This window comes from Streptomyces tendae, assembly GCF_008632955.1.
Classification (GTDB): Bacteria; Actinomycetota; Actinomycetes; order Streptomycetales; family Streptomycetaceae; genus Streptomyces.
Window position 1 is genome coordinate 4310832 of sequence record NZ_CP043959.1, and the last position, 19983, is coordinate 4330814.

Sequence of the window (19983 nt, forward strand, 5' to 3'; positions counted from 1 at the left end):
CATGCGGGGTTAGACTCCCGCGCCATGGTCAGTGATCCCGGATTCACCTGCACGGGCTGCGGCTCCCACCACGCCGAGCTGCCGATGCACTACTCGGCCGACGCTCCGGCCGTATGGAACGCGGCCTTCGCCGGTGCCGAGGACTGCCTGCTCTCCTCGGACCAGTGCGTCATCCAGGGCGCGCACTACTTCGTCAAGGGCCTGATCGAGGTACCGGTCGTCGACACGGACGACGTGTTCTCCTGGGGCGTCTGGGTGTCGCTGAGCCGCGAGAACTTCGCCCGCGCGCGGACCTTTGGGACCAGCCGGCCGTGAGGACGAGAAGCCGTACTTCGGCTGGCTCACCACCGAACTGCTGGTCTACCCGGAAACGACCCTCAACCTGAAGACGCTCGTACACACCCGCCCGGTCGGTGAGCGTCCCTACGTCGAGCTCGAACCCACGAACCACGCCCTGGCCGTGGAACAGCGAACGGGGATCACCGTGGACCGGGTACGGGAGATCGCCACGGCTGTGCTCCACCCGGCCGAAGGCTGACGGCCGGCGGCATACGGCGCCCCGGTGGTGGCCCGGGACTGGTTGCCGTTCGAACGGCGTGGCTCCGTGTTGGTCGGGGCGGCGGCTGTCGGGGCCCGTGCGGGGGGTGGGGGTGGCTGCACGTCGCCTTCGAGGAGCGCCTGCGGCCGTTCCACCTCGGCGCCCGCGGCTTCCGGGGGAACGGCCGCGGGGCTGATCGTTCCGTGACCCCCGTGCGCCCACGGCGTCGTGTGCTCGGTGATGAGTTTTCGCCGGGCCGCCCGTCATACGTACGACAGGGTTCCACGAGGCGGACGGACGGGTGGCGTGATGAGTGTGGACGGGACGCTGGACGCGGTCGGTGAGACGGCGTTCTCCCGGATGGCGGAGCGGCACCGGCGGGAGCTGCAAGTGCACTGCTACCGGATGCTCGGGTCGTTCGAGGACGCCGAGGACACCGTGCAGGAGACGTTCCTGCGGGCGTGGCGGCGGCGGGAGACGTTCGAGGGGCGGTCGACGTTCCGGGCCTGGCTGTACCGGATCGCCACCAACGCGTGTCTCGACCTGCTCGCCAAGTGCAGGCCCGAGCCGGCGACCGGCGGCGAGGTGCTGTGGCTCCAGCCGTACCCGGACCGGCTGCTCGACGAGCTGCCCGCGGGGGAAGGGGACGAGCCGGAGAGCGCCGCGGTGGCGCGGGAGACGATCGAGCTGGCGTACGTCGTCGCCGTGCAGCACCTGGCGCCGCGCCCGCGGGCCGTGCTGCTGCTGCGGGACGTGCTCGGCTGGCCGGCCAAGGACGTCGCGCGGCTCCTGGGTCACTCGGTCAACTCGGTGAACAGCGCGCTGCAGCGGGCCCGCGCCGGCATGCGGGAGCATCTGCCCGCCGAGCGGCGGGACTGGTCCGGCGGCGGCCAGGACGCGGGGACGCGCGAGCTGGTGCGCCGCTACACCGACGCCGTCGTGGCCACGGACGTCGACGGGATCGCCGCCCTGCTGCGGGACGACGTCCGCTGCTCGATGCCGCCCACGCCCGGACTGCACGTGGGGCGTGACGCGGTGGTCGCCGACTGGGTGGAGAGCGGCTTCCAGGACCTCGAGGGCCTGCGGGCCGTCGTCACGTCGGTGAACCGGCAGCCGGCCGTCGCCTTCTACCTCCGGCGGGAGCGGACGGGCGCCCACCTGCCCCTGACGGTCGACGTCCTACGGGTCGTCGGCGGGGCGGTCGCCGAGATCGTCACGTTCCACGACGACCGGTTCCCCTCGCTCGGGCTGCCGGAGGCTCTGTAGGCGGGCCTACGCCCTGCTGCCCTGCGGCGGGATGCCGTCCGTGTCGGCGGACGGCCGTTCCGGGCCGGTTGCGGGCGCTCCCGGGCCCGCAACGGCCTCCCCCTGGATGATCCGGGGGGAGGCGTCCGCGCCCCGTGCCTGTGCCTCCTCCTGCTCCGCCCTCTTCATGGCCTGTGCCTCGGCCTTGAGGATGCGGGCCGACTTGCCCGCGTTGCGGGCGAGTTCGGGTCCCTTCCTGGCCAGGATCAGCGCGATGACGACGATCAGGATGACGGCCAGTTCGCTCAGTCCGAACATGGTGTCCTGCTCTTTCTGTCTCCGGACCCGGGCCGTGGGCGGCACGAGTGCACTGACGGTGCGCGGGGAGCGGCGGGTCAGACGTTCACGCCGAAGTCGGCGGCGATCCCGGCGAGGCCCGAGGCGTACCCCTGGCCGACCGCGCGGAACTTCCACTCGGCGCCGTTGCGGTAGAGCTCGCCGAAGACCATCGCGGTCTCGGTGGAGGCGTCCTCGGACAGGTCGTAGCGGGCGATCTCGGCGCCGCCGGCCTGGTTGACGATCCGGATGAACGCGTTGCGGACCTGGCCGAAGCTCTGGCCGCGGTTCTCCGCGTCGTGGATGGACACCGGGAACACGATCCGGTCGACCTCGGCGGGCACGGCCGCGAGGTTCACCTTCACGCTCTCGTCGTCGCCCTCGCCCTCACCGGTGAGGTTGTCACCGGTGTGCTCCACGGAACCGTCGGGGCTCTTGAGGTTGTTGTAGAAGACGAAGTGCTGGTCCGACAGCACCTTGCCGGAGGCGTCGAGGAGCAGGGCGGACGCGTCGAGGTCGTAGTCGGTGCCGGTGGTCGTGCGGACGTCCCAGCCGAGACCGACCAGGACGGCGGTCAGGCCCGGCGCCTCCTTGCTGAGCGAGACGTTGCCGCCCTTGGACAGGGAAACTCCCACGGTGTGCTCCTTCTCGACCGGTGCGTTCGGGCCCGCGGCTCGGGTCCGGACTCACGAATCTACATCACTGTAGAGAGGGTGGGGCAGGGCGTGCGACCGTAAGTGCGGACCCGGTTCGCATCGTGAGGCCGGCCGCGCCCCTCCGTCAGCTCGCCCGAGCCCTCGGCCCCGAGCCTCGCGCCGGGCGCGCGCGGACGGATGGGGGTGCGGGCGTCTATACGATGGCCGCGCGGCGAACGCACGACGGCAGGGAGGAGACAGGACGTGGGCGAGCAGCGGCAGCGTCCCCGGCGGCGGGGGCAGGGTGAGCTGGAGGCGCTGGTCCTGTCGGCGCTCCGGGAGGCGGACGGTCCGGCGACCGCCGGGTGGGTACAGGAACGGCTGGGCGGCGACCTGGCGTACACGACGGTGATCACGATCCTGACCCGGCTGCTGGCCAAGGGAGCCGTCACGCGGGAGCGGGCGGGCCGGTCGTTCGCCTGGACGTGCGCGCTGGACCAGGCAGGGCTGGCCGCCCGGCGGATGCGCAAGGTGCTGGACTCCGAGAACGACCGTGAGGCCGTGCTGGCCAGCTTCGTGACCGGCCTGGGGCCGGACGACGAGCGGCTGCTCCGGGAGCTGCTGCGTCCGGCGGGGCACGACGGGGAAGACTGAAGCCTCATGGGGGTCTTCGTCTTTCTGCCGCTGGTGCTGCCGCTCACCGCGTGGCCGATCGCGCGCCTGGCCGAGCAGCATCTGCATCCGCGGACCGCGACGCGGCTGCTGACCGGGGTGGCCGCGGTGATGGCGGCGTGCAGCACGCTCTGCCTGGCGCTGGTGATGGTGGTCGGCACCGCCCAGCTCCCCGGCAACCCGCTGCCCGACGGCTGGTCGGATCCCGAGGTGCGGGCGGCGGTCCCGTACGACGAGGTCGTCGGCAAGGCGGCGATCCCCGCGCTGGTCGCGGTGCTGGTCGCGTGCGGCCGGACGTGGTGGCGGCACACGCGGGTGCGCCGCCGTGCCCATCGGGCGCTGGCGGGGCTACGGGACACGGAGGTGGCCGTGCTTCCCGACGCCGCCCCGTACGCGTACGCGCTGCCGGGAGGCCGGCGGGACCGGGTGGTGGTGACGACGGCCATGCTGGACTGTCTCGAACCGGCCGAGCGGCGGGCGCTGTTCGCCCATGAGCGGGCCCATCTGTCCGCCCGCCACCACCGCTTCCTGCTCACGGTGCGCCTGGCCGCGCAGGCCAACCCGTTCTTGTGGCCGTTGCGTACGGCGGTGTCGTACACGACGGAGCGGTGGGCGGACGAGGACGCGGCCCGGACGGTCGGCAGCCGCCGTACGGTGGCCCGCGCGATCGGCAAGGCCGCGCTGGTGTCCCGGGGCACCCCGTCCGCCACCCTGGCCGGTCTGGCCGCGGCGGGGCCGGTGCCGCGCCGGGTGGCGGCCCTGCTCGGGCCCGCGCCCGCGGTGCGCACGTGGCCCTCGTTGTTCACGGCGGTGGGAGTGGCCGCGTGGGGCGCGGCCACGGGGGCCGTCGTGTCGGCGATGTCGTCCGCCAACTCCGCGGTGACGATGGTGCTCATCCTGCACGCGGCCACGCCGCTGTGAGCCGCACCCGGTGAGCCACGGACACGAGACGGGCCGGCACCGCGGGGGTGCCGGCCCGTACGCCGCTCCGGCCGGTCAGAGGTCGAACTCGTGGGGCGGCAGGTCCAGGGCGTAGCACGCCTCGCGGACGACGGCCTGCTCGTCCTTGTCGAAGTCGCCGTCGGCGCCGCCGATGACGATGCCGATCTGGATGACGGCCCGCGCCTCGGCGGGCTTCTTCTTCGCCTTGGCGATCTCCTGCATGACGCTCACCTTGCCGAAGGCGAAGTCGGCGGTGAGCTTGTTGAGGTTGTCCTCGAAGCGGCGGCGCAGATCGTCGGCGGGGAAGTTCTGCAGCACCTCGTTGGTGGCGATGAGCTGGGCGACCCGCCGGCGCTCGGAGGGATCGACGCTGCCGTCGGCGGCGGCGACCAGGGCGCACATCGCCATGCCGGCGTCCCGGAAGGCGCCGCTCTTCAGATCGTTCTTCTTCGCCATGAGCTGGGTCTGCATCGTGGATGCGGACTCCTTGAGGCGGTCCCAGAGGGCCATGCGAACTCCGTACGTGTCGGGCGGGGGCCCGGACGGGGGGGTCCGGGCCCCTCACTTTCTACATTGGTGTAGAAGTTACCAGCAGGGGCGGAGAGGTGCGGTCGTCCGCCCCGCCGCCGGTGCCCCCTTGAGGGAGCACCCGGGCCGTCGTCAGCCCTCGTCCTCCTCGCCGCCCTCGAAGAAGTCACCGGCCTCGTCCACCACTTCGGCCGCCACCATCCCGCCCACGACACCGACCGCGAGGCCGGCGGCGCCCGCGGCGACGGCCGTTCCCACGCCGGGACCGCCGCGGTGGTGGTCACCGTGACCGTGGGAGTCGTGGCCCGCGTACGGGACACCGTGGCCGTAGCCCCCGTGGGCGTACGCCCCGTGCTGCCCGTGATGTCCGGACGCCGCCCGGTGCTCGACCAACTGGCGTACCCAGGCGTCGACTTCCGCGTTCCAGTCGCGTGCGTCGTGGTGCCCGACGGCGAAGCGGGTCACCGCGTCGTGGCCGCCGGAGAAGAGGCCGCCGCGCTTGTCCGCCTCCAGGACGACCTCGACGCCGCCCGGACCGGCCAGGAAGGTCACCTCGATCTCGTTGACCTGGTGGGCGTACTGGGGCGCGGGGGTGAGCTCGATCTCCTGGTAGAAGGGCAGCCGCTGGCCGGTGCCCGCGATGTGCCCGTACTCCAGGTCGGCAGACCTGAAGCCGAAGCCGAGCTGTCCGAACGCCTCGAGGACCGCCTCCTGGACGGGCAGCGGGGCGATGCTCAGCTGGTCCAGGTCGCCCTTGTCCTTGGCGCCGGCCACCGCCAGTTCGGTGCGCACGCCGAGGACGATGCCGAGGTGCTGGCCGTACAGCTCGGTGATCGGCGTCTCCCACGGCAGGGCCACCGTGAAGGGGACGCTGTGCCGCAGGCCCGCGGCGAGCCGGAAGCCGCCGCCGACGGTGAACCGCTCGAAGGTGACGACGCCTTCGCTCTCACCCTCGGCGTGTTCGGCCTCGACCCGGGCCACCAGTTCCAGGGTGATGTGCTCGATGTCGAAGTCGGTCTGGCCGCCCTCGAGATGGACCTGACCGGTCAGCGCGCCACCGGGGCGGGCCGCTCCCGGATCGAGGACCGTGTCGACCGTGGGACCGCCCACGCCGAGTGATCCGAGCAGTCGTTTGAACACCATGGTGGCGTCCACTCCTTTTGCGTGCGTGTGTTTCCTGTGGGTGCGGTGCCGTGCGGCCGGGAAGCCGCCGGTGCACCGCGGCACCGGAGGCGCGCCACCCGGCCGGAGCGGCCGACGCGGGCGCCTCAGTCTTCTACAGACGCGTAGAAGCATAGGACGCCCCGGGGCCGGAAAACGGCGCCGTGGGAAGCGGCTCGCCGGAAACGGCCGAAAACGGGCTGTGTCCGACCGGGTGCGTCGGCGGGTCGGCCGGGCGGGACGGGTGACACGCCGGGTGGGTGGCTCAGAGGTCGAGGATGACGTCCCGCGCGGGCCGTGAGCAGCAGATGAGGGCCGAGCTGGGCGGGGGCTGCTCCACCGGTTCCGTGGTGTAGTCGACCGCGCCGGACATCAGCGCCGTTTCGCAGGTGCGGCACACTCCCGTGCGGCAGGACCACCTGGTCGGCACGTCGCAGGCCTCGGCGAGTTCCAGCAAGCTGTCGTGGTCGCCGTTCCACGTCGCGCTCACCTGGCTGCGGGCGAACTCGACCCGGGGGCCCGGGCCCGAGGACGGCAGGGAGTGCGGGCTCGGACGCTTCGTGTCCGCGATCCCGGGCGTGGAACCGGGACCCGCCCCGAAGATCTCCGTGTGGATGTGGCGCGTGCCCTGGTGCCGGAGGGCTGCCGTGACGTCCCGCATGAAGGGCTCCGGTCCGCACACGTAGGCCTGCGCGTCGCCGGGGAGGCCGAGACGCGCGACGGTGTCGGCGGTCAGCCGGCCGGCCGTCGTCCCGGCGGTGAGGCAGGCGGCCGGCTCGGGCCTGCTGTAGAACACGCGGAGCCGGGCGCCGGGCAGCCGAGCCAGCAGCCGGCGGACCTCGCCGGCGAAGGCGTGGGTGTGCTCGTTCCGCGTCGCGTGGAGCCACCAGACCGGGTGCCGCGGCGCCTCGGCGTCGTCGGCGAGGGAGTGCAGCATGGCGAGGAGCGGCGTGACGCCCACCCCGGCGGAGACGAACACCACGGGGAGGGTGTCCTCCCGGAGGTCCTGGAGGACGAAGGCGCCGCGGGGCGCCGCTGCCTGGAGGTCGTCGCCGGCCCGGACGCCGGTGTGCAGCCAGGTGCTGGCCCGCCCGTGTTCCTCGCGCTTCACGCTGATCCGGTAGCCGGGGGCGCCGGGCCGCCCGGACAGGGAATAGGAACGCACCGTCCCCGGTGCCTCTCCGGCCCGCAGCGTGAGGTACTGGCCCGGTCGGGCGGCGGGCAGCGGCGTCCCGTCGGGATCGGTGAGCCAGAGCGAACGGATGGACGGCGTCTCGTCGACGACGCGCTGGACGCGGAGCGGCCGGAAGCCGTCCCACGCGGGCGGGGTGAGTGATGCCGGGCTGAGTCCCGCGTTGCCGGCCGGCCGGGCGCCGTCGCCGCGCGCCTGGTCCAGGAGGGCACGGAACGACGCCTGCCAGCCGGGGCTGAGGGCGTTCACCCGCAGGGCTCGTTCGAGGCGGTCGGCGGGGTGGGGCGGCCGGTAGAGCAGGGCGTCGATCTCCGCGACGGTCATGCGTTCCGGCCCGTCGGCGACCTTGACGATCTCCTGGCCCGCCTCCACCTCACCTTCGTCGATCACGCGCAGGTAGAAGCCGGGTCGCCCGTGCGAGACCAGCAGCGCGGGCAGGCGGGGCTCCCCCATGCGCAGCCCCACGCGGTAGCAGGTCACCCTCGGCTGGGTGACCTCGAAGACCGCCGTCCCGATCCGGTAGCGGTCCCCCACGCACACCTCGTCGTCGGGGAGTCCTTCGACGGTGAAGTTCTCGCCGAAGTTGCCGTGGACGAGGTCGTCGCGGCCGAAGTGCGCGGCCCAGTGCCGGTAGGAGTCGGCCTGGTAGACCAGCACGGCCCGCATCTCGCCGCCGTGGCCGCGCAGGTCGCCCTGCCCGTCGCCGTCGATGTTGAGGCGCCGGACCCGCCGGCGGCCGGAGACCGGGCTCTTGTAGACACCGGTGTGCACCGCCTCACCCCGCCAGGGCACGTCCCGGGGCAGACCGACGTTCACCGACAGCAGCCGCGCCATCACCGCACCTCTCCGCAGCGCTCGCTACTGAAAACCCTAGGCGGTTCCGCCCGGATCAACGAGGCGAGCGGCCGCCGCCCCCTGTCGACGGGCGACCGCCCCCGTCGACGGGGGTGACCGCCCTGGTGCGGCGGTGTTCGGACCCGGTGGCCGGGAGAACGGCAGGATCGGGCAAGAGGCCGGGAGGATCGTTGTTTCCGCCGGGCCGGCGACGCGATTGCCTAGAGGTGTCACATTCCGCACGGGGCCATCGGGCTCCGGGGCACACCCAGGGAGCACACCATGAAGGTAGCCGTCGTCACCGGCGCCAGTTCCGGAATCGGCCGGAGCGCGGCCGCTCACATCGCCGGTCGCGGGTCCGGCGTCGTCCTGACCTACAGCGCCAACGAGCAGGGCGCCAAGGAGGCCGTCCGGGAGATCGAGCAGGCGGGCGGCACAGCGGTGGCGCTGCGCCTGGACGTCGCCGACACGGCAGGCTTTCCCGCGTTCCGGGACGCCGTGGCCGACGTCCTGCGGGAGACGTTCCGGCGGGACTCGTTCGACCAGTTGGTCAACAACGCGGGCTTCGCGGGCATGGCGATGATCGAGGAGACCACGGAGCAGGCGTTCGACCGGCTCACCGACGGCCTGTTCAAGGGCCCGTTCTTCCTCACCCAGACCCTGCTGCCGCTGCTGGCCGACGGCGGTGCCGTCGTCAACGTGACCAGCAACTCCGCCCTCCCCCACGTGACCGCGCCGGGCTACTCGGTCTACGCGTCCCTCAAGGGCGCCGTGGTGGTCCTCACCCGGTACATGGCCAAGGAGTTCAGCTCACGCGGCATCCGCGTCAACTCCGTCGCCCCCGGCGCCACCCGCACCCGTTTCGCCGACGACGCCTTCGCCCGGCACCCGGAGATCGTCGACGAGATGGCGAAGTCGTTCGCGCTCGGGCGCATCGGCGAGCCCGACGACATCGGCGGGGTCGTCGCGATGCTGGTCTCGGAGGACGGGCGCTGGATCACCGGGCAGAACATCGAGGTCTCCGGCGGTCACAACCTCTGACCGCCGGCACCCGCCCCGGGGAGGGGGGGACGCGGGCGGCCATACTGGTACCCCACCGGCCCACCGACATGTACGAGGAGCGCAGGCAGTGACGAGCGACAGCCGCCCGAGACCGCCCACTTCCGGAAGCGAACGCGAGATGCTGCGCGCCTACCTCGACCACCATCGGGCCACCCTCGCCATGAAGTGCGAGGGACTCACCGACGAGGAGCTGCGGCAGCGGTCGATGCCGCCGTCCACGTTGTCGCTGCTCGGTCTCGTGCGGCACATGGCGGAGGTGGAGCGGGCGTGGTTCCGCCGGGTCTTCCAGGACAACGACGCGCCCATGGTCTGGTCGGACACGATCGACTTCCAGGCCGCCTACGACGCCGACGCCTCGACCCGGGAGGAGGCGTTCACGGCGTGGGAGGCGGAGGTGGAGAACTCCCGCCGCGTGGAGCGGGAGGCGCCCTCCCTGGAAGAGACCGGACATCAGCCGCGGTGGGGCGAGGACGTGTCGCTGCGCATGGTGATGCTGCACGTCCTGCTGGAGTACGGCCGCCACAACGGTCACGCCGACTTCCTGCGCGAGGGGGTCGACGGGACCGTGGGCGCGTGACTCCTGCCGTCGGGCCGTGCGGCGCCCCCGGGCCGGTGGACCGGTGGGGCCGGCGCGCCGGTAGGCCCGTAGGCCCGTAGGCCCGTAGGCCCGTAGGCCCGTAGGCCCGTAGGCCGGCGATCGTGTCAGCCGGCGTCCGGCGCCGCCTCCTCGGCCGCCCGCTTGGAGCGGCGCGCGGCGCTGATCGCGGCGAGCACCGTGCCGACCGCCACGATCGCCAGACCGCGCAGCCACACCGCGGCCTCGATCTGCGTGGCAAGCACGACGCAGGACGCGATGCCCAGGACCGGCAGCACCACCGGGTCCGGAAGTGGTCGGTCTCCCCGGGTCACGGCGCAGCACCAGCACCGCGGTGTTGACCATGAGGAAGACGATGAGCAGCAGCAGGACCAGGGGACGCGAGGGTGGCGACGCTGCCGGTGAGGGCGAGGAGCATCGCCAGGACGGTGGTGACCGCGATGGCGGCCCACGGCGTGCGGCGGCCCGGCAGCACCTTGGTCAGCGCGCCGGGCAGCAGCCCGTCCTTCGCCATGCCGTAGGCCAGGCGGGAGGACATGATGCCGGTGAGCAGCGCGCCGTTGGCGACGGCGACGAGCGCGATCGCGCTGAACAGGCGGGTCGGTACGCCGCCCGCCTCCCGCACGACCTCCAGCAGCGGCCCGCTGGAGGCGGCCAGCCGGTCGGTCGGTACGGCGCGGACGCGGCCAGGCCGACCAGCACGTACACGGCCCCGGCGGTGGCCAGAGCGCCGAACAGGGCGCGCGGTAGGAGCGCCGGGGGTTGCGGGTCTCCTCGGCGACGTTCACCGAGGTCTCGAAGCCGACGAAGGAGTAGTACGCCAGCACGGAGCCGCTCAGCACGGCGGCCGCCGCGCCCTTCTCCGGCGCCGAGCTGGTGAGCCGGCCCGGGTCGCCCGTCGCCGCGCAGCAGCCCATGCGCCGAGGCCGACGATGACGACCAGTCCGCCCACCTCGACGACGGTGGCGACGACGTTGGCGCGGGTCGACTCCTTGATGCCGCGCGCGTTGACCAGCGCGAGCAGGCCCAGGAAGACGACGGCGACGAGCGCCACGGGCAGGGTCACGAAGGCCGACAGGTAGTCGCCGCCGAAGCCGCGCGCGAGGGCCGCCACGGAGACGATCCCGGCGGCCAGCATGCAGAACCCCGCGACGAAACCGGCGAACGGCCCGAAGGCGCGGGTCGCGTAATGGAGGCCGCCCGCCCGGGGATACTTCGTCGCCAGCTCGGCGTAGGAGGCGGCGGTGAGCATCGCGAGCAGCAGCGCGACGACCAACGGCACCCACACCGCTCCCCGGAGTCGGCCGCGACCTGCCCGACCAGGACGTACACACCGGCGCCCAGCACGTCGCCCAGGATGAAGAAGTACAGCAGCGGGGTCGTCAGCGCGCGTTTGAGGGCCGTCGGCTCCTGTGCCGTTCCCTGTGTGTGCGTGCGCGTCCCTGCCTGGTCACCGACTCGTCTTGCCATGACGCCACGTATCCCCCGTGCCGGCGATTGCACGCCCGTCGACCCGCCGGGGCGGGGATGGGCCGCGTCACACCGCTCGTCCGCGGCCGGCCGTCCGTCAGGCCGGGCAGGACCGTGTCAGGCCGCCTCAAGCGGCGCGGGGCCGAGGCAACCTCGGCGGGTACGTCGCGGGGAGCGGCCGTCACCGGTCCCGTCCGGGCAGCGGAGCGGGGGTAGTCCAGTTCGGCCCAGACGACCTTGCCGTCCGGAGCCGGCCGCGACCCCCACCTGCGGGACAGCTTGGCGACGAGGAACAGGCCACGGCCCCCCTCGTCCGTGGTGCGCGCGCGGCGCGGGTGCGGGGTGAGCGTGCTGCCGCCGTCGGCGACCTCGACGGTCAGCACCTTGTCGCGCAGGAGCCGCAAACCGACCGGCCCCGGCCCGTCGCCGTGGCGGAGGGCGTTGGTGACCAGTTCGCTGACGAGCAGTAGCGTGGCGTCGACGAGGCCGTCCAGACCCCACTCCCCAGCTGCCGTGCCGCGAGGCCCCGGGCGGTACGGACGGCCCGCGGGTCGCCGTCCAGGGTCCAGGTGGCCTCCCGGCATGGACCGAGGGCGCGCGTACGGGCGAGGAGAAGGGTGACGTCGTCGCAGGGGTCGCGTTCCGCCAGGGGCCGGGTCGCCGCGTCGCACAGGTCCTCCAGGGAGCGGCCGGGCCGGGCGAGGGAGCCGGCCAGCCGGTCCATGCCCGCGTCGAGGTCGTGCGCGCGGGTCTCGATCAGGCCGTCGGTGTACAGGGCGAGGACGCTGCCCTCGGGCAGGTCCACCTCGACGGCCTCGAAGGGGTCGCCGAGGCCGACGCCGAGGGGTGTTCCGGTGGGGAGGTCGAGGTAGTCGACGTGCCCCTGGGGGTCGACGACCGCGGGCGGGGGGTGTCCGGCGGAGGCGAGGGTGCACCGCAGGGTGGCGGGGTCGTAGACGGCGTACAGGCAGGTGGCGCCGGCCACCGCGGGGACCTGTTCCGGCAGGTCGCAGTCCTCCTCGCCCAGCCGCTGCACCGTGTCGTCGAGGTGGGCCAGCAGCTCGTCGGGGGGCAGTTCCAGGCCGGCGAGGGTGCGGACGGCGGTGCGGAGGCGGCCCATGGTGGCGGCGGCGTGCAGGCCGTGCCCGACCACGTCGCCGACGACGAGCGCCACCCGCGCACCGGACAGCGGGATCACGTCGAACCAGTCGCCGCCGACGGAGTGGTCCACGTCCGCGGGCAGGTAGCGCGACGCCACGTCGACGGCCGTGCCGCCGGTCGGGCGCCTGGGGAGCAGGGTGCGCTGCAGGGCGAGGGCGGCGTTGTGCTTGCGCGTGTACCGGCGGGCGTTGTCCAGGGACTGCGCCGCGCGGCCGACGAGTTCCTCGGCCAGCAGCAGGTCGGTCTCGTCGAACGGCTCGGACTGGCGCGTGCGTACGAACAGGGCCACGCCCAGCAGGGCGCGCCGGGCCCGGATGGGCACGGCCATGATCGAGTGCATGCCGTGCTCGCGGACCCTGCGCGCCAGCGCGGGCACCTCGTCGACCCACGGGCTCGACGCGCTGTCGCGGACCTGTTCGAGCTGCGGGCGCCCACCGCGCAGCACCCCGGCCAGCGGTGAGACCGGCGGTACGTGCACCAGCTCGCCGCGCATCCACGGTGACTCGGGCACACCCCGGTGGATCGAGGCGAGGCCCGCGCGGCGCAGGCCGGGGAGGTTGCGGCCGGTCGCGCCGACGCGGACCGGCGGCCCCTGGCCGAAGGACAGCGACTGCTCCAGGTCCACGGCCACGTAGTCGGCGAGCAACGGCACGGCGACGTCGGCGAGTTCCTGGCCGGTCTGCATCACGTCGAGGGTGCTGCCCAGCCGCGCGCCGATCCGCCCGAGAACGGCGAGGCGCTCCCGCGTCCGCCGGTGCCGTAGGACGTCCGTGCTGAGGACGCACACGCCGAGCGCCCGCCCGTCGGCGCCCTGCAGGCACTGGAACGACACGGCGAAGGTGTGTTCCCTGCCGGAGCCCGTCGGCAGCCAGGTGCGGTACTCGTGGACCTTGGTCGTGTTGCTGTGCAGCGCCTGCCGCATCACGGCTTCGAGCACGTCGGCCTCGGGCCCCGGCCGCACGTCGCTCACCCGCCGCCCGAGCCGCCGGCCGACCGGGATGCCGTCGTGGTCCTCCACCGTGTCGTTCGCCCAGAGGCAGCGGAGTTCCGTGTCCCGGACGACGACGCCGACGGGGTCTCCGGCGAGACGGGCCGGCCCCACGGCCGCACCCCTCGGGCCGTCGGGCAGCGCGGCGGTGCCGGCCAGGGACACCAGCCGGCTCCCCGCTCCCCGCAGCCCGCGCACCGGGGAGACACGCAGGGTGACGTCGAGGAGACGGCCGTCGAGGTGGCGCGCTTCCGCCCTCCCCGGCCCGCTGTCGCCCGACCCGCACGCGTCCGCGTCGCCGGGCGTCTCCCGCCCGCTCGCGAGGCCGGGAAAGACCAGGCCGGCGGCCCGGCCGACGGCGTCACCCGGGGCGAGTCCGGTGAGCCGGCGGGCCTCCCGGGTCCATCCGATCACCGTCCCGTCGTCGTCGAGCAGGGCCAGCGCGGTGTCGGAGATGTCGGCACTGCTCATCGGCTTGTCGAGAGTCACCATGGTCGGTCCGGCTTCGGTCGTGGAAGGTTGGTGTCCGCCCCTTTGCAGAGGGATGACCGTCCGGACGGCCGCCGTGTGACAGGGCCGGGACCTTTGGGCGGCCGGCAGGCCGGTGGCCGCGGCGGACTCCGCCGGTCCGGGAAATCGGGAGTACTCATCGCCGCGGAACTGGGCATTCGGTAGTCGCCGAATCCGCTCACATGTGAGGAGTGCAGTCCCATGCCCGAGACATCGGACGTCGTCGAGCTGATCCTTCGAGACCACCGGCGCATGGAGGACCTGTTCCGCCTGATGCGCAGCGTCGAGGACGACCGGGGCGCCGCGCTGCGTGAGTTCTCGGATCTGCTGATCGCGCACGCGCTGGCCGAGGAGTCCAAGGTGTACCCCGCGCTGAAGCGGTACAAGAACATCGACGACGACGAGGTCGAGCACGGCGAGGACGAGCACGACGAGGGCAACCAGGCTCTGCTGGAGCTGCTCCAGGTGGAGGAGATCGGCAGCGACGAGTGGGACGAGAAGCTCGAGGAGCTCGTCGAGGCCGTCACGCACCACGCCGACGAGGAGGAGCGCACGATCCTCAACGGCGCCCGGGAGAACGTGCCGATGGAGCGGCGTGAGGAGCTGGGCGCGGCGTTCCGGGAGGAGCGGGAGCGCCTGCTGAAGTCGGGCTGCGGCTCCGTCGACAACGTCCGCAAGATCGTCGAGTCCTGACCCGCGGCCTGCCCCACGGCGCGCGAAAAGGCCGGCCCCCCGGGAACGGGGGCCGGCCTTTCGGTGTGTTGCCGTTCGCCGGCGTCAGTGGCCGGCGGCCGGGTCCTGCGGACGGATGCGGCCGTGCCAGCCGCCGGAGCTGCCCCCGCCCTCGACGTAGTCCTTGAAGCGGTGCAGATCCCCCTTGACCCGCCGGTCGATCAGCCCGAGGGCGTCCGCGCCCTTCTCCGCCATGCCGGTGGGCTCGACGTCCATGGTGAGCTCCACCCGGGTGCGGGTGTCGTCCAGCGGCTCGAAGCGGACGGAGCCGCGCTGCTGCGTCTCGCCCCCGATGGTCCGCCAGGTGACCCGGTCGTCGACGAGCTGGTCCACGATCTCCGTGTCGAACTCGCGCTTCACGCCACCGATCTTCGTGGTCCAGTGGTTGTGGCGGTCGTCGAGCTGCGTCACCTCCTCGACGCCCTCCATGAAGCGCGGGAAGTCCTCGAACTGCGTCCACTGGTCGTAGGCCCGGCGGACGGGGACGTTGACGTCGACCGTCTCCTTGACCGTGCTCATGGGTCCCTCCTGGATTCTCTGGCGAAGGGCCGGCGTGCCGGGCACGTCGGCCTCCTGTTCGGATCGTCCGGGACGGCGGGTACCCGGCAGACGCGACCTCAAAGATCCCCGATCGCGGCGGGCTTGCGGATGCGCGTCAACGCCCTTGCCTGTGGAGCCGTTTCACCGCTCGGAGAGGTTGTCCAGGACCTCGGCGGCCAGCCGTTCCGCGTCGTCGACCGCCGCCGCCAGACGGTCCGGGGCCGCGTCGAGCGTGCCGAACAGGCCGTGGGCGCGGGCGGAGAAACCGGCCGGGGCGGCGGGAAGCCCACCCGCGGCGCGGACGGCGTCCTTCTCGTTGAGCACCCAGGTCCCTGCCCCGGCGTGCAGGGCATGGACGAGGAGTCCGACCGCGCGGTAGAGGCAGCCGGCGACGTGGAAGGCGTCGCCCCGGGGCACGCCCTTGCGGGCGGCGGCCAGGATGAACGGCACCTCCCAGCGTGCCTGACCGATCAGCGTGTCACGCAGCGGCCGGGGGTACGAGGAGCGGATCCGGGCGCGCAGGGCGGTCAGTTCGCCGGTGGGGTCGGTGAGGACGCGGCCGAGGGCCACCTCGCCGGCGTACGTGTGGGAGGAGAAGCCGAACGGGTGGCCGGCCTGGACACCCGCCTCGACGTGTCCGTCCCCGCACTGCTGCCAGACCCGGTGCACGCGGTCGAGGTCGCGGTAGATCCAGTCGACGTGTGTGCCGTCGACGGTCAGCCACCCGCCGCCGTCCACCCACGGCCCCCAGCCGCCCGGTTCGGTCACCTGCACCGGGGCCCCGGTGAGCTCGGCGGCCAGCCCGCGCAGCGCCGTCGTGTCCAGTGAGGCGCGGTAGTAGAGACCGAGGTCGACGTCCGAGTCGGGGCGGTGCGTGCCGCGGGCGCGACTGCCTCCGAGGGCGACCGCGACGACGCCGTCGACGGCCTGCAACCGGTGCGCGATGCGGGAGATCTCGTCCATCGGCACGAGTGTGCCGAACCGGAGGCCTCGTGGCGACCGCGTTTCGGCCGAGGAGGAGCGCAACCTTGTCAGGCCGGTGGCGGGCGCCGCGTCCGACGGCGCGTCCCGGTCGCGGGGTGGACCTCAGCGGCGGTGCCTGCCACGTCATCCCGGGTGGCTGGAGCAACGGCGAGGGCTCCGGGCCGGGGTCGTCGGTGTGAACGACTCCGGCGCGCGTGGGGTCGAAATCGGCGGGCCAGCGGGTGCGCTCACTGGTCGGCGCTCCGGTCAGGCGCGCTTCGAGGAGGCTCGCGGTGCTCAGGTCGGTGCCCCGGGCGGCGCGGTCCGGGGTCGGTGCGACGCGTGTTCCCTGCTCCGTCAGGTGGGCGGCCTGCTCGGGGGCGCTCGGCCGGGGGCGGGCCCACCGCCCGCGGGACCGGCACGATCCCGAGCACCCGGCGACTGCCGTGCGCGAGCTGGAGGCCGGCGGACGAGCGGCCGCCGCCGTCCATCCGGCGGCGGCCCGTGACGGGGGCCGGACGATGCGGAAGTGGCCCCTCACGGGCACACGTTGCCGGTCACGTGCAGAAGGCCGTGTCGACGGCGGACATCACCGCCAGGGCCGACTCCTCCGGGTCGCCGCCGAACGTTCCCGGCAGCGCGGTCACCGCCAGCCCGACGGAACGGCCGTCGTCGGTGGCGCCGCCCCGCGTCTCGTAGCCGTCGATGTCGCCGCCGTGACCCCAGTACACGCCGCCGCAGCTCAACGGGACACTGAACACACCGAGTCCGTAGCGCCACCCCGGCAGCACCGGGGCGTCGACCGTCTTGCGCATCTCCGCCAGCAGTGCGGGCGGGAGCAGCCGGCCGTCGAGCAGGGCGCGGGAGAACCGGGCCAGATCGCCGGGGGTCGAGATCAGCTGTCCGGCCGCGCCGCCCCAGGACGGGTCCATGACGGTCGCGTCGACGACCCGGTCGTCGTCGAGGCGGGCAAGGGCGTATCCGTGCGGGTGCGGTCCGCGGATGGTCTGCTCGCCCGGCCCAGGCCAGTAGGTGTGGCGCAGGCCCGCCTTCCTGATCACCCGTTCCCTGATCTCCTCCTGCACGGGGCGCCCGGTCACCCGCTCGATCAGCAGCCCCGCGAGCAGGTAGTTGGTGTTGCTGTACTCCCAGTCGGTGCCGGGCTCGAACGTCGCGGGGTGGGCGAGGGCCGCGGCGAGCAGGTCGTGCGGCTGGAAGAACCGGTGCTGGATGTTCTCGAAGTTCTCCAGGCCTATGTGCTCGGTGTAGTTGGGGAGCCCGCTGGTGTGCTGCAGCAGGTGCCGCACGGTGATCGCCTCGGCGTCGATGCCCTCGCCGCGCACGAGTCCGGGGAGGTACCGCTCGACGGAGGCGTCGAGTCGGACCTTCCCCTCCGCCACCAGTTGCAGGACAACGACCGCCGTGAAGGTCTTGGTGTTGCTGCCCGCGCGGACCTGCCCGTCGTGCGGGACCGGCACCTGGCGGTCCCGCCGTGACGAGCCTGCGACGAGCGATGTGGTGCGGCCGTTCTTGCTCGTCCAGGCGAGCGCGGCCGGGTAATGCTCCTCCGTGACCAGCGTGTTGAGGCTCTGCTGGAGGGGCGAGCGGGTGGGCGGCCCGGCGACCGCCGCACCGGTGACCGTGGTGCTCAGCAGGCCCGCCGCCGCGACGACGAGCAGACTCCTGCGCAGGGTTGACGTCATGTTCCTTCGCACCGGCACTCCTTCTGGCGTGGATCGACACCGGAAACGATGCCGGTGCCGGTGCCGGAGGTCAGTCCCGCCTGCGCCCGAATCCGTGGTGTACCCAGCACCACCCCGTCGACGGCGGCCAGGGGCCGGTCCACGGGCCGCCGAAGGCCGGTTCAGGACCGAAGGCCGGTTCAGGACGAAGGCCGGTTCAGGACCGGCCGGTTCAGGACCGGCCGGCGCGTCCCTCGCCCTCGGCGTCCGTGTCGGCGGTCGGGCACGTGAGGGTCCAGCTCGCGAGCAGGTCGAGGGCCCGCTTCGACGGCGAGCCCTCCTCACAGGTGTAGACGAAGAGGGTGGTGTCGGGGTCGCCCGGCAGGGCGAGGGTCTCGTACTGGACGGTCAGCTCACCGACGAGCGGGTGCCGCAGCCGCTTGGAGCCGTGGGTGCGCTGGTGCACCCGGTGCTGCTCCCACCACCGGTCGAACTCGGCACTCCGCTCGCGCAGTTCCCCGATCAGCTCGGTGGTCGCCCGGTCCTGCGGGTCGCGGCCCACTTCGAGGCGCAGGCTCTCCACGGCGGTGCGGGCCTGGTCCTCCCAGTCGACGAACAGCTCCCGGGCCGCCTCGTCGAGGAACATCCAGCGCGCGTAGTTCCGCTCGGGCCGGGGCTTGCGGTCGAAGTCCGCGAAGAGGACGCGGGCCATGCGGTTGGCGGCCAGGATGTCCGTCCGCCGGCCCAGGACCAGAGCGGGCTCGCCGTCGAACGCGTCGATCAGCTGGTGCAGGCCCGGACGCAGGCGCTGCACGGCGGCCGGGCGCCGGGGACCGCGCGTGGCGGCCGCGGTGATGCCGAAGAGGTCCTGGAGGTGGGCCTTACCGGCCGCGTCGAGGCCGAGGGCCCGCCCCAGGGCCTCGACCACGGCGGGCGAGGGGGTGATGCGCCGGCCCTGCTCCAGGCGGGTGTAGTAGTCGGTGGACACCCCGGCGAGCAGGGCGACCTCCTCCCGGCGCAGCCCCGGCACCCGGCGGACCCGGTTGTCCGGGGGGAGACCGGCCCGCGAGGGATCGACCTGCGCCCGAGCCCGTCGCAGGAAGTCGGCCAGTTCACGGTTCGTCTCAGCCACGTCCTCCAGTGTGGCGCAGCCCGGACGCCGCCACCTGGCCCTCCGAGTCCCAGGTTGCCGCGTCCGCGGTTTCGCTGGGCCCGCTGTGGGCCCCCACGGCGTGCTGTCGCGCACCACGCTGTAAGCACCGGTCCCGAAGAGGTTCTCGGGACGGCGCCCCCCGGCACACCGATGCGAGGAATGAGAATCATGACCTACCCGACCGACCGACCCGCCGTCTGGTTCGTCACCGGCACCTCCCGCGGCCTGGGACTCGACCTGGTCAGGCAACTGCTGGAGCGCGGCGACGCGGTCACGGCGACGACCCGGTCCACCGGCCGGCTGCTGGCGGCCCTCGGCGACGGCGTGGACACCGCCCGGCTGCTGCCCCTCAGCGTCGACCTGCGGGACGAGGAGCAGGTGGCGGCCGCCGTGCGGAAGACCACCGAGCACTTCGGCGGCCTGGACGTCGTCGTCAACAACGCCGGCTACGGCTATCTCGCCGCCGTCGAGGAGACCGGCGACCGGGACGTGCGCGACATGCTGGACGTGCAGGTCGTCGGCGTGTGGAACGTGCTGCGCGCGGCCCTGCCGGGGCTCCGCGCCCAGCGGTCGGGCCACGTCGTCAACGTCTCGTCCGTCCTGGGCCTGACGGCCGTGCCCGGCTGGGCCCTGTACTGCGCGGGCAAGTTCGCCCTTGAGGGGCTCAGCGAGGCCCTCGCCGCGGAGGTGGCCGACTTCGGCATCGACGTCACCGTCGTCGAACCGGGTTACTTCCGCACGGATTTCCTCACCCGCGACTCCCTGGCCCTGCCCGAGACCACCACCGAGCACTACCCCGCCGTCCGCGAGATGGTCGCCCAGCACCTGGAGTTGCAGGGCAAGCAGCTCGGTGACCCGGTGAAGGGCGCCGCCGCCGTCATCGACCGCGTCGTCACCGGCGAGGGCCCGCTGCGGCAGCTGCTGGGCAGCGACGCGCACGCCTACGCCACCGCCAAGGTGCGGGCGCTGACGGCCAACGTGGACGCCACCGCCGCCACCGCGCCCGCGACGGACCACCCCGCCACCTGATCCGCACCGGGACGG

At 73.4% G+C, this 19983-nt stretch carries 21 protein-coding genes and 1 pseudogene; 8 read left to right on the forward strand and 14 right to left on the reverse strand.

The window, feature by feature from the left end; all coding sequences use genetic code 11:
* Nucleotides 1-84: 84 nt before the first annotated feature.
* Nucleotides 85-538 (forward strand): annotated as a pseudogene (locus F3L20_RS35705) (DUF2199 domain-containing protein).
* A 309-nt stretch (nt 539-847) separates the two neighbouring features.
* Nucleotides 848-1804, forward strand: coding sequence for an RNA polymerase subunit sigma-70 (locus tag F3L20_RS19780; RefSeq protein WP_150155500.1), 957 nt, complete (start codon nt 848-850; stop codon nt 1802-1804).
* Nucleotides 1805-1810: 6 nt separating this feature from the next.
* On the opposite strand, the gene F3L20_RS19785 is transcribed toward F3L20_RS19780, so the two are convergent.
* Nucleotides 1811-2101, reverse strand: coding sequence for a twin-arginine translocase TatA/TatE family subunit (locus F3L20_RS19785; protein ID WP_150155501.1), 291 nt, complete (start codon nt 2099-2101; stop codon nt 1811-1813).
* A gap of 77 nt (nt 2102-2178) precedes the next feature.
* Nucleotides 2179-2754, reverse strand: coding sequence for a TerD family protein (locus F3L20_RS19790; protein WP_150155502.1), 576 nt, complete (start codon nt 2752-2754; stop codon nt 2179-2181).
* Between the two features lie 264 nt (nt 2755-3018).
* Between F3L20_RS19790 and F3L20_RS19795 the strand changes: the two genes are divergently transcribed.
* Nucleotides 3019-3408: a BlaI/MecI/CopY family transcriptional regulator gene (locus tag F3L20_RS19795; RefSeq protein WP_145828211.1), complete on the forward strand. Its 390-nt coding sequence runs from the start codon at nt 3019-3021 to the stop codon at nt 3406-3408.
* A 6-nt stretch (nt 3409-3414) separates the two neighbouring features.
* Entirely contained in the window at nt 3415-4347 is a 933-nt protein-coding gene (locus F3L20_RS19800; protein WP_150155504.1) for a M56 family metallopeptidase, read from the forward strand.
* Nucleotides 4348-4422: 75 nt separating this feature from the next.
* On the opposite strand, the gene F3L20_RS19805 is transcribed toward F3L20_RS19800, so the two are convergent.
* From F3L20_RS19805 to F3L20_RS19815, 3 genes are all read right to left on the reverse strand, one after another.
* Nucleotides 4423-4878 carry a tellurite resistance TerB family protein gene (locus F3L20_RS19805; protein ID WP_150155505.1) on the reverse strand — a complete coding sequence of 152 codons (456 nt, stop codon included), beginning with the start codon at nt 4876-4878 and terminating at the stop codon, nt 4423-4425.
* A 150-nt stretch (nt 4879-5028) separates the two neighbouring features.
* Nucleotides 5029-6039: a sporulation protein gene (locus F3L20_RS19810; protein WP_167534562.1), complete on the reverse strand. Its 1011-nt coding sequence runs from the start codon at nt 6037-6039 to the stop codon at nt 5029-5031.
* 283 nt (nt 6040-6322) lie between these two features.
* Nucleotides 6323-8083 (reverse strand): MOSC and FAD-binding oxidoreductase domain-containing protein, encoded by a 1761-nt coding sequence (locus F3L20_RS19815; RefSeq protein ID WP_150155507.1) that lies wholly within the window; start codon nt 8081-8083, stop codon nt 6323-6325.
* Between the two features lie 282 nt (nt 8084-8365).
* Here F3L20_RS19815 and F3L20_RS19820 point away from each other — a divergent pair, with 282 nt between their 5' ends.
* Together F3L20_RS19820 and F3L20_RS19825 are read left to right on the forward strand one after the other, a co-directional pair.
* Nucleotides 8366-9124 carry an SDR family NAD(P)-dependent oxidoreductase gene (locus tag F3L20_RS19820; RefSeq protein WP_150155508.1) on the forward strand — a complete coding sequence of 253 codons (759 nt, stop codon included), beginning with the start codon at nt 8366-8368 and terminating at the stop codon, nt 9122-9124.
* An 88-nt stretch (nt 9125-9212) separates the two neighbouring features.
* Nucleotides 9213-9722: a DinB family protein gene (locus F3L20_RS19825; protein ID WP_206338801.1), complete on the forward strand. Its 510-nt coding sequence runs from the start codon at nt 9213-9215 to the stop codon at nt 9720-9722.
* A gap of 125 nt (nt 9723-9847) precedes the next feature.
* Here the strand turns inward: F3L20_RS19825 and F3L20_RS35710 are convergent, their stop codons facing one another.
* From F3L20_RS35710 to F3L20_RS19835, 5 genes are all read right to left on the reverse strand, one after another.
* On the reverse strand, nt 9848-10054 hold the full coding sequence (locus F3L20_RS35710) for a hypothetical protein (RefSeq protein ID WP_431193169.1): 207 nt from the start codon (nt 10052-10054) through the stop codon (nt 9848-9850).
* Nucleotides 10051-10365, reverse strand: a complete 315-nt coding sequence (locus tag F3L20_RS35715) for an amino acid permease (RefSeq protein WP_431193170.1) — start codon at nt 10363-10365, stop codon at nt 10051-10053. The genes F3L20_RS35710 and F3L20_RS35715 overlap by 4 nt, the downstream gene beginning before the upstream one ends.
* Nucleotides 10366-10575: 210 nt before the next feature.
* Nucleotides 10576-11022 (reverse strand): amino acid permease, encoded by a 447-nt coding sequence (locus F3L20_RS35720; RefSeq protein ID WP_431193171.1) that lies wholly within the window; start codon nt 11020-11022, stop codon nt 10576-10578.
* A 100-nt stretch (nt 11023-11122) separates the two neighbouring features.
* Entirely contained in the window at nt 11123-11704 is a 582-nt protein-coding gene (locus F3L20_RS35480; RefSeq protein WP_346768120.1) for an ATP-binding protein, read from the reverse strand.
* Nucleotides 11587-13851: a SpoIIE family protein phosphatase gene (locus F3L20_RS19835; protein ID WP_346768031.1), complete on the reverse strand. Its 2265-nt coding sequence runs from the start codon at nt 13849-13851 to the stop codon at nt 11587-11589. Before F3L20_RS19835 ends, F3L20_RS35480 begins: the two co-directional genes overlap by 118 nt.
* A 219-nt stretch (nt 13852-14070) precedes the next feature.
* Here F3L20_RS19835 and F3L20_RS19840 point away from each other — a divergent pair, with 219 nt between their 5' ends.
* Nucleotides 14071-14562 (forward strand): hemerythrin domain-containing protein, encoded by a 492-nt coding sequence (locus F3L20_RS19840; protein WP_150155509.1) that lies wholly within the window; start codon nt 14071-14073, stop codon nt 14560-14562.
* Nucleotides 14563-14646: 84 nt separating this feature from the next.
* Here F3L20_RS19840 and F3L20_RS19845 read toward each other — a convergent pair whose 3' ends face one another.
* From F3L20_RS19845 to F3L20_RS19865, 4 genes are all read right to left on the reverse strand, one after another.
* Nucleotides 14647-15120, reverse strand: coding sequence for an SRPBCC family protein (locus tag F3L20_RS19845; RefSeq protein ID WP_145828219.1), 474 nt, complete (start codon nt 15118-15120; stop codon nt 14647-14649).
* Between the two features lie 162 nt (nt 15121-15282).
* Nucleotides 15283-16104, reverse strand: a complete 822-nt coding sequence (locus F3L20_RS19850; RefSeq protein ID WP_150155510.1) for a nucleotidyltransferase domain-containing protein — start codon at nt 16102-16104, stop codon at nt 15283-15285.
* A 557-nt stretch (nt 16105-16661) separates the two neighbouring features.
* The gene (locus F3L20_RS19860) at nt 16662-17807 is read right to left on the reverse strand and encodes a serine hydrolase domain-containing protein (RefSeq protein WP_150155511.1); all 1146 of its coding nucleotides are present in this window, start codon (nt 17805-17807) and stop codon (nt 16662-16664) included.
* 211 nt (nt 17808-18018) lie between these two features.
* On the reverse strand, nt 18019-18918 hold the full coding sequence (locus F3L20_RS19865; RefSeq protein WP_150155512.1) for a helix-turn-helix transcriptional regulator: 900 nt from the start codon (nt 18916-18918) through the stop codon (nt 18019-18021).
* Nucleotides 18919-19107: 189 nt separating this feature from the next.
* On the opposite strand from F3L20_RS19865, the gene F3L20_RS19870 reads away from it, so the two are divergent.
* Nucleotides 19108-19968 carry an SDR family NAD(P)-dependent oxidoreductase gene (locus tag F3L20_RS19870; protein ID WP_150155513.1) on the forward strand — a complete coding sequence of 287 codons (861 nt, stop codon included), beginning with the start codon at nt 19108-19110 and terminating at the stop codon, nt 19966-19968.
* Nucleotides 19969-19983 lie beyond the last annotated feature (15 nt).